The organism is Agriterribacter sp., assembly GCF_035445465.1.
In the GTDB taxonomy this organism is placed as follows: Bacteria; Bacteroidota; Bacteroidia; order Chitinophagales; family Chitinophagaceae; genus Agriterribacter.
The window spans coordinates 1-8,266 of the sequence record NZ_DAOMQT010000076.1 but is presented as its reverse complement, the minus strand read 5'-3'; the positions used below and the strand labels follow the sequence as shown (position 1 = coordinate 8,266).

General features: G+C 43.9%; 7 protein-coding genes. 5 read left to right on the top strand and 2 right to left on the bottom strand.

Features of this window, described 5'->3' with window-relative positions:
- Positions 1 to 430: 430 nt before the first annotated feature.
- The 3 genes from PLE34_RS20275 (at position 431) to PLE34_RS20265 (ending at position 3,918) form a co-directional block, all read left to right on the top strand.
- Entirely contained in the window at positions 431 to 847 is a 417-nt protein-coding gene (locus PLE34_RS20275) for a GxxExxY protein (RefSeq protein ID WP_324559999.1), read from the top strand.
- Positions 848 to 943: 96 nt separating this feature from the next.
- The gene (locus PLE34_RS20270) at positions 944 to 2,455 is read left to right on the top strand and encodes a DUF1501 domain-containing protein (protein WP_324559997.1); all 1,512 of its coding nucleotides are present in this window, start codon (positions 944 to 946) and stop codon (positions 2,453 to 2,455) included.
- Between the two features lie 47 nt (positions 2,456 to 2,502).
- On the top strand, positions 2,503 to 3,918 hold the full coding sequence (locus PLE34_RS20265; RefSeq protein WP_324559995.1) for a c-type cytochrome domain-containing protein: 1,416 nt from the start codon (positions 2,503 to 2,505) through the stop codon (positions 3,916 to 3,918).
- Positions 3,919 to 3,981: 63 nt separating this feature from the next.
- Here PLE34_RS20265 and PLE34_RS20260 read toward each other — a convergent pair whose 3' ends face one another.
- Positions 3,982 to 4,701: a Crp/Fnr family transcriptional regulator gene (locus PLE34_RS20260; RefSeq protein WP_324559993.1), complete on the bottom strand. Its 720-nt coding sequence runs from the start codon at positions 4,699 to 4,701 to the stop codon at positions 3,982 to 3,984.
- Between the two features lie 215 nt (positions 4,702 to 4,916).
- On the opposite strand from PLE34_RS20260, the gene PLE34_RS20255 reads away from it, so the two are divergent.
- Positions 4,917 to 5,522, top strand: coding sequence for a methyltransferase domain-containing protein (locus PLE34_RS20255; protein WP_502875897.1), 606 nt, complete (start codon positions 4,917 to 4,919; stop codon positions 5,520 to 5,522).
- Positions 5,523 to 5,568: 46 nt separating this feature from the next.
- Positions 5,569 to 7,239, top strand: a complete 1,671-nt coding sequence (locus tag PLE34_RS20250) for a SulP family inorganic anion transporter (RefSeq protein ID WP_324559989.1) — start codon at positions 5,569 to 5,571, stop codon at positions 7,237 to 7,239.
- Between the two features lie 106 nt (positions 7,240 to 7,345).
- Here the strand turns inward: PLE34_RS20250 and msrA are convergent, their stop codons facing one another.
- Complete coding sequence (gene msrA, locus PLE34_RS20245) at positions 7,346 to 8,020, bottom strand: peptide-methionine (S)-S-oxide reductase MsrA (RefSeq protein ID WP_324559987.1); 675 nt, start codon at positions 8,018 to 8,020, stop codon at positions 7,346 to 7,348.
- Positions 8,021 to 8,266 lie beyond the last annotated feature (246 nt).

Below are 8,266 nucleotides of genomic sequence, written 5' to 3'. Positions count from 1 at the left end.
TGGTGGAAAATATATTAAACACATAGGCACAGTAGGCCACACAGGAACACAATAGGAAGAGGAAAGGGTACAGCTAAAGCAGCAGCAGAAGAAGATTAAAACCTATGTGCACCTATGTACCTATGATCCTATGTGGTGGAAAATATATTAAACACATAGGCGCAGCAGGCCACACAGGAACACAATAGGAAGAGGAAACGATACAGCTAAAGCAGCAGCAGAAGAAGATTAAAACCTATATGCACCTATATACCTATGATCCTATGTGTTAAGAAAGTATACTAACCACATAGGCACAGCAGGCCACACAGGAACACAATAGGAAGAGGAAACGGTACAGCTAAAAACGGAAGAAGATTAAAACCTATGTGCACCTATGTACCTATGATCCTATGTGTTAGAAAAAAATAGTAACCTAAAAAGCACCATAATGAAAAACACCCAACAGTATATTGATGAACTCACCTATAAGATTATAGGATGCGCCATTGAAGTACATAAGCAATTAGGTCCTGGTTTATTAGAAAGTGTATATGAACAATGTTTTATCAGAGAATTATCGCTGCAGGGACTTAATCATAAAACACAAATGTGGATTCCTCTGTTTTATAAGGGGTTGCGACTTGAAACACAATTAAGATTAGATGTTTTGGTGGAAGATCTGATATTAGTAGAGCTTAAAGCCGTTGAATATTTAATAGCAATACATGATGCAAAATTGCTGACCTATATGAAGCTGATGAATCGGCCTAAAGGAATACTGATTAACTTTAATTGTACTAATATATTTAAAGAAGGACAGAAGACTTTTGTAAATCAATTATACGCCGATCTGCCATATGAATAGTTCCGGCAAAGCCCATAAGGAGAAGCGGTGTATCACTGAAAAAAGAAAAATGCCTGGATTGAGTTATTCGTAATTCCAGGCTGCAAAATATAACATATGACCCAGAAAGAATTGCATAACCAGCGGCTTATCAATGAGGCCAATCATGAAACCCTGCGTTTTGTAACACGCAGGCATTTTTTAAAGGATAGTGTTACCGGTTTGGGTGCCATGGCCTTTGGGTCTTTACTAAGCGGCTGCGACTTCTGGAGCTCAAAAGGTGCGGCGCTGAATAGTTTTGACAGCAATAATCCATTAGCGGCGCATCCTCCTATGTTTCCCGGAAAGGCAAAATCGGTGATCTACCTGCATATGGCAGGCGCCCCATCGCAATTGGAAATGTTTGATTACAAGCCCGACCTCATGAAATTAGATGGAAAGGAGTGCCCGCAATCCCTGCTGGAAGGAAAGCGTTTTGCGTTTATAAGAGGCGTGCCTAAGATGCTGGGGCCACAGGCGCATTTTGAGCAACGCGGACAAAGCGGGGCGTGGATATCGGATCATTTACCCCATTTAGCTACCGTAGCCGATGAAATCAGTTTTTTAAAAGCGGTTAAAACAGACCAGTTTAATCATGCGCCTGCGCAACTGCTCATGCATACCGGTGGCGCACGTTTGGGACGGCCAAGCATGGGTTCATGGGTGAGCTATGGCTTAGGAACGGAGAACAGTAATCTCCCGGGATTTGTTGTACTTACTTCCGGCGGTAAGAATCCCGATGCGGGAAAAAGTGTTTGGGGCAGTGGCTTCCTTCCTTCTGTTTACCAGGGCGTGCAATGCCGGTCGGAAGGCGACCCCGTACTCTTTATCAACAACCCTGAAGGAATGGATAAAGATATCCGCAAAGCGTCTATTGATGCCATCAATAAGGTGAACCAGCAATCGTACGAAGAGTTTAAAGATCCGGAAATATTATCGCGGATAGCTCAATATGAAATGGCTTATAAAATGCAGATGTCGGTACCCGAGGCAATGGATATCAGTGATGAGCCAGAATATATACATGAAATGTATGGCACCAAACCGGGTCGTACCAGCTTTGCCAACAACGTGCTGCTGGCAAGGAAATTAGTGGAAAAGGGAGTACGCTATGTGCAATTGTTCGACTGGGGCTGGGATTCGCATGGCACAAGCCCCGCCGATTGCCTGGAAATTGGACTGATCAACAAATGCCGTTCTATAGACCGGCCAATAACAGCTTTGCTGCTTGATCTGAAACAAAGAGGTTTGCTGGAAGAAACCCTGGTGGTGTGGGGAGGAGAATTTGGCCGTACACCCATGCAGGAAAACAGGGATGGTAAGGATATGCCGTTCAAGGGAAGAGATCACCATGCCGAAGCATTTACAATGTGGATGGCAGGAGGTGGTATTAAAAGGGGTGCGAGCTATGGAGAAACAGATGATATAGGGTATAGTGCGGTGAGTGGTAAAGTAGAGCCCTTTGATATTCAGGCTACTATATTGAACCAGTTAGGCTTTGATCACGAAAAATTTGTTTACCAGTTTCAGGGGAGGCCATTCCGGTTAACCGATGTAAGCGGCAGGGTGATAAGCGAGATTGTAGCATAAAACTAAACCTATCACTTACTACTTACCACTTATTACTTACCACTTTTATGGCTCTACTCAGCGTTTCAGGTTTCTTCGGTCGTTTTCATCCCTTACTCGTGCATTTGCCTATTGGCATTTTACTCCTGGGCATTATACTGCACTGGCTTGGCAGGAAACAGCAGTTTAGTGCTATCCGTCCTGCCGTAAGTGTTGCTTTATTACTGGGCGCCGCCAGTGCCGTGTTATCCTGCATTAGCGGCTGGTTATTGGCCGGGGGAGGAGAATATGATGCCACTGTTTTGGACCGGCACAGGTGGATGGGCATAGGAGTTGCCGTGATTGCCATTCTGTATTATATAATATATACCGAAAAGCTTTCTTTCCGGTTCCACCGGGTGCTTCCTTATGTTCTTTCGGTGATTTTATTTATGCTGATCACTTTTACCGGCCACCTGGGCGGTACGCTTACACACGGTGAGGGATACCTGACGCAGGATATAGGAGAGCCGGACAATATAAAGGAAGTAAAGAAAATAATTCCCAATGTGCAGGAAGCAATAGCATACCATGATATTATACAACCTGTATTACAAAACAAATGCTATAGCTGTCATGGACCATCGAAGCAAAAAGGTAAATTACGGTTAGACAGTGAAGTAGCCATTACAAAGGGCGGGAAAGACGGCAAAGTAATGATAGCGGGTAAAAGCGCAGAAAGTGAACTGTATAAAAGACTTACGCTTGATTTGCTGGAAAAGAAACACATGCCCCCCAAAGGAAAATCGCAGCCATCGGAAGCGGAGATTGCTTTGATTCACTGGTGGATCAATACCGGTGCGAGCTTTGATCAGCCGGTAAAAGCGCTGCCCCAGGAGGAAAAAATAAAGCCGTTGCTCATTGCTTTGCAAAGCGATCATCTGCAGCTCCCGGCAAAGCCCGAAGTGCCCGAAGCGCCTGTGGCAAAAGCGCCCGAACAGGCCGTTAATAAATTAAAGGAAGCGGGCGCTACTGTTGTGCCGGTGGCAGCGGAAAGCAACTATCTTTCCGTAAATTTCCTGGCTTCAAAAAACATCGGCGACAATGAGGTGAAGTTATTGCAGCCGCTTGCTCCGCAGCTGGTTTGGTTAAAGCTGGGCAACACTGCTGTTAGCGACAGCGCAATGGCTGCCATTGGTAAGCTGCCCGTTTTAATTAAACTAAGTTTAGATAATACGCAAATAACAGATAAGGGGCTGTCTGCATTACAGTCTTTATCTAAATTACAATACCTGAATGTTGTGGAAACAAAGGTTACTGCCGGTGGATTACTGCTATTGAAGCAACTGCCGGAACTGCAAACCATCTATCTGTATAAAACGGATGTTACTGCTGCCGATTGGCCGTCACTCAAACAGGCATTTCCTAAAGCGGTATTAGACACGGGGGGCTATACTTTACCTCTGCTTGAAGGAGACACCACGCTGGTTACGCAGGTAAGATAGATTCGGCTTTTGAACTGGTAATAAGAAAGTAACATGGCGCCGCTATAAACAGTTGTTTGGATATCACCTGGTATTCGCCAGCTCAATCAGCTTATTAATATCAGTAATGAAAATTTTTCTGCCTTTTGTTTCTACTATTCCGGCTTCTTTAAATTCACCCAGTACGCGTACAACGTTTTCTCTTGCTGTACCTGCAAGGCTGGCCAAATCATCGCGCGACATATTAATCTCAACAGCCATGCCCGGTTCAAAATTCACTTTGTATTTTTCCCGCAGCACAATCAATTGTAAAGCCAGTCTTTCCCTAACGGAATTTTGGGCAAACAAAGTGATGCTGTTGGCTAATACGGAAAATTCATGACTAAGGGTTTTTAGGAGCCTGTTATTCAGAATGGAAGACTGTTGTAAGGTAAGCAGGAAATCTTCTTTTGGTATAAAGGCAATCGTACTTTCTTCTAATGTGGCTGCTGAATCGGGGTAATGATACTGCGATAATATGGCATGATAGCCAAGCAGTTCCCCTGTATTAGCCACGTAAATGATCTGTTCCCTTCCTGTTTTATCCGTTTTATACTTCTTAACCTTCCCCTCAATAATGTAATATATGCCTGCAGGGTAGGCGCCTTCACGAAACAAGATTTCTCCTTTCTTTAAAACATGCTCACTTTTATGCGCCATAAGCAGCTCAAAATCGGCTGCAGGCAGATCGGTCAAAATGGATTCACTTTTAAAGCTCCACTTGTCTATCGGAAAAATGCCCTGTATGCTCATAGTAAATGACAAAAATACCTTTAAAAAAATTGATATAAATCACTTTTCGCTGTGATAAGGTTTACCGCATGGGAACTAATTGATCCTTAATTTTGCAATGCGGTGGCCAAAATGAGGTGAAAGTCTGCAGCAATGCCAGTGATGCTGCATAAAACCAGCTAATATTCTTCTTCCGGCGGTACGAAATGGTAACAATGATGTTTGTATAAAAAAATATTTGTATAATGATGGATGTGAGCGAAAAAACGTCAGGTATAAGCAGTTATTTTAATTCCGATAAGCAGTTTAACCAGCTATACCCGGAGTCTATCCGTTTATTAGCCGCCAGGCACTGGACTCCGTTAAGCGTGGCCCGCAAGGCTTCCTTTTTTTTAGCAGCCGAAAACGGTGTGCGCATACTTGATATTGGCAGTGGTGTAGGTAAATTTTGTTTGGGTGCGGCTTACTATTCTCCGAAGTCGTATTATTATGGCATAGAACAGCGTAAAGATCTGGTAACATATGCGCAGGCTGCTGGAAATACACTTGGCTTACAGAATGTTTCTTTCATACACGGAAATTTTACCCAGTTGGATCTGCGTGATTACGATCATGTTTATTTTTATAATGCTTTTTATGAAAACCTGGCGGGAACAGATAAAATAGATGAGCGTATCGCTTATTCCGGTGAGCTGTATAATTATTATAACCGGTATTTATTTAAGCAGTTAGAACAAATGCCTGCCGGAACACGATTGGCCACGTATTACAGTCTCGAAGATGAAGTGCCCCCCGATTATCATGTAGTGGGGTCTGATATGGATAATCTGTTAAAATTCTGGATTAAGGTATAAGCTGAAATTTGAAACCAGGGTTAAAATAATAACAGGAGCGGTATGTATGTTTAGACCTAAATTGCTGGATACCTTAAAGGGCTACAGCAGGCAGCAGTTTATTAAGGATACCATGGCGGGTTTAATAGTGGGTGTTGTGGCGCTGCCGCTGGCTATTGCATTTGCCATAGCTTCGGGTGTATCGCCTGAAAAAGGGTTGTATACAGCGGTTATAGCAGGGTTTATTATTTCTGCCCTGGGCGGCAGCAGGGTGCAGATCGGCGGACCTACCGGTGCTTTCATTGTAATTGTATATGGCATTGTTCAGCAGTTTGGCATTAATGGTTTAATTATCGCCACTTTCATTGCGGGCATAATTCTCATTATTATGGGTATTGCCCGTATGGGAACTATTATTAAATTTATACCTTACCCGTTAATTGTTGGATTTACCAGCGGCATTGCGCTAATTATTTTTTCTTCGCAGGTAAAAGACTTTTTTGGATTGCAGATGGGCGAAGTTCCTGCTGATTTTACAGATAAATGGAAGAGTTATATCGGCCATTTTCGCTCGGTGAATATATATGCGCTTTTAATTGCGGCAGGCACAGTTGCTGTTATCGCATGGTGGCCCAGGCTCACCCGTAAAATACCCGGATCATTAATTGCGCTTCTGGTTGCAACTGCTGTGGTGCAACTGCTGCATCTTCCTGTAGAAACGATTGGCAGCCGTTTCGGTAGTATTTCGTCTTCGTTTCCTTCTCCTGTAATACCCGATATTGATTTTGCTACTATTCAAAAGCTGATCGCGCCTGCATTTACCATTGCTTTGCTGGGCGGTATTGAATCTTTATTGTCTGCCATTGTAGCCGATGGAATGATCGGGGGAAACCACAAATCCAATACGGAGCTGATCGCACAGGGCACTGCCAATATCTTCTCCTCCATTTTTGGCGGCATCCCCGCAACAGGCGCTATAGCCCGTACGGCAACTAATATTAAAAGCGGGGGGCGTACCCCCGTAGCAGGCATCGTGCATGCGTTTACGTTATTGCTCATCATTTTGTTTATCGGAAAATGGGCCGCGCTCATCCCAATGGCTGTATTAGCGGGTATACTGGTAATTGTTGCATATAATATGAGTGAATGGGAAAATTTCATTTCTGTAGCCAAAGGTCCGCGGGGAGACGCGGCGGTATTGCTCACTACTTTTTTTCTTACGGTATTTGTTGATCTTACCGTGGCTATTGAAATAGGAATGGTGCTGGCCGTATTCCTGTTCATGCGGAATATGATAAAGTTTACAGACGTAAATATCCTTACCGGTGAAAAAACCGATAAAGAAGAGGCGAATGATACCAATGCAGTAAGTAATTATGATATTCCAGGGGAAGTAGAAGTATTTGAAATAAACGGACCCTTATTTTTTGGCGCCGCTTATAAGTTCAAAGATGCTATAAGGTTTATAAAAAAGCCGCCCAAAGTATTCATCATCCGCATGCGGCACGTACCTATTATTGATGCTACGGGCATAAGAACGCTGCGGGAGATTCATAAAGAATCCAAAAACCGGGGTACAAAATTAATTTTATCGGAAGTGCATAGTAAACAGGTAGTGGATGAACTGCGGGCTGCCCGTTTGCTATTTGCTGTTGGTAAGGCTAACGTAACAGATACTTTTGAACAGGCGCTGAAAAGAAGTAATGCGGTAATAAATGACGAGAGGGGTGAGAGGTGAAAAGTAAAGTGGAGGTTGCAGGTTACAGGTTACAAGGTGGAGGTTGCAGGGGGCTCAAACCGCACCACCTTATACCTCACCCTGAGACCTTCATCCGCCCCATATTCTACTGCTTCTTCAGCTTATCCTTAAATACTTTCTCAAATTTTTCCAGCTTTGGCCTGATCACGTACTGGCAGTAAGGCGCTTTGCCGTTGAGCCTGTAGTAATTTTGATGATAATCTTCCGCCGGGTAAAAGTTTTTAAAGGGCTCAATGGCGGTTACAATAGGATTGGACCATGCGCCGCTTTTGTCCAGTTCGGCTTTATAGGCTTCGGCTTTTTCTTTCTGGGTATTATTATGGTAAAAGACTACGCTGCGGTACTGCGGGCCAACATCATTACCCTGCCTGTTTAATGTGGTAGGGTCGTGTGTTTTCCAGAATACTTCTAATAATTCATCGAAGCTGATTACGGCGGGGTCGTATACGATCTGAAGCGCCTCGGCATGACCTGTATTTTTTTCACAAACCTGCTCGTAAGTAGGGTTGGGTACGTGCCCTCCGCTATAGCCGCTGGTTACTTTTGTAACGCCTTCTATTTGCTGAAACACAGCTTCCGTACACCAGAAGCAGCCGTTTGCGAAAGTAGCTACTGCGGTATGGGCGTCGGGAGTAATAGCAGAAGGATTAATAGTAGTATCGTTGCTCATATTGTTTGTTTTTAGCGCATTGCTTTTTGCTCCGCAGGAAAATAATGTGCCTGCAGGAATTATTCCAAGGAGCATCAAAAAATATTTCATTGCTTAATATTAACGGGGCTGCCTAAAAAGCAATATTTTGCCACGAAGCCACTACAGCACGAAGAAAATAAAACCTGAAGATCAAGACTTTGGGTCTTAGAGGCATATTTTCTATACCGGCCCTTTTGAGACAGTCTCCAATCAGCATGCAAGTTACGGAATAAGATAGTACTAAATCCGAAGCCTGGAACCGGGGTGCATTTCAAATTGTCGCCGGCTGGTGGGACACCAGCCGGGGCGGCCCGC

Coding starts and splice junctions, on each gene's coding strand:
- PLE34_RS20275 (WP_324559999.1), top strand. CDS start 431: ATGAAAAACACCCAACAGTATATTGATGAACTCACCTATAAGATTATA.
- PLE34_RS20270 (WP_324559997.1), top strand. CDS start 944: ATGACCCAGAAAGAATTGCATAACCAGCGGCTTATCAATGAGGCCAAT.
- PLE34_RS20265 (WP_324559995.1), top strand. CDS start 2,503: ATGGCTCTACTCAGCGTTTCAGGTTTCTTCGGTCGTTTTCATCCCTTA.
- PLE34_RS20255 (WP_502875897.1), top strand. CDS start 4,917: ATGGATGTGAGCGAAAAAACGTCAGGTATAAGCAGTTATTTTAATTCC.
- msrA (WP_324559987.1), bottom strand. CDS start 8,020: ATGAAATATTTTTTGATGCTCCTTGGAATAATTCCTGCAGGCACATTA.
- PLE34_RS20250 (WP_324559989.1), top strand. CDS start 5,569: ATGTTTAGACCTAAATTGCTGGATACCTTAAAGGGCTACAGCAGGCAG.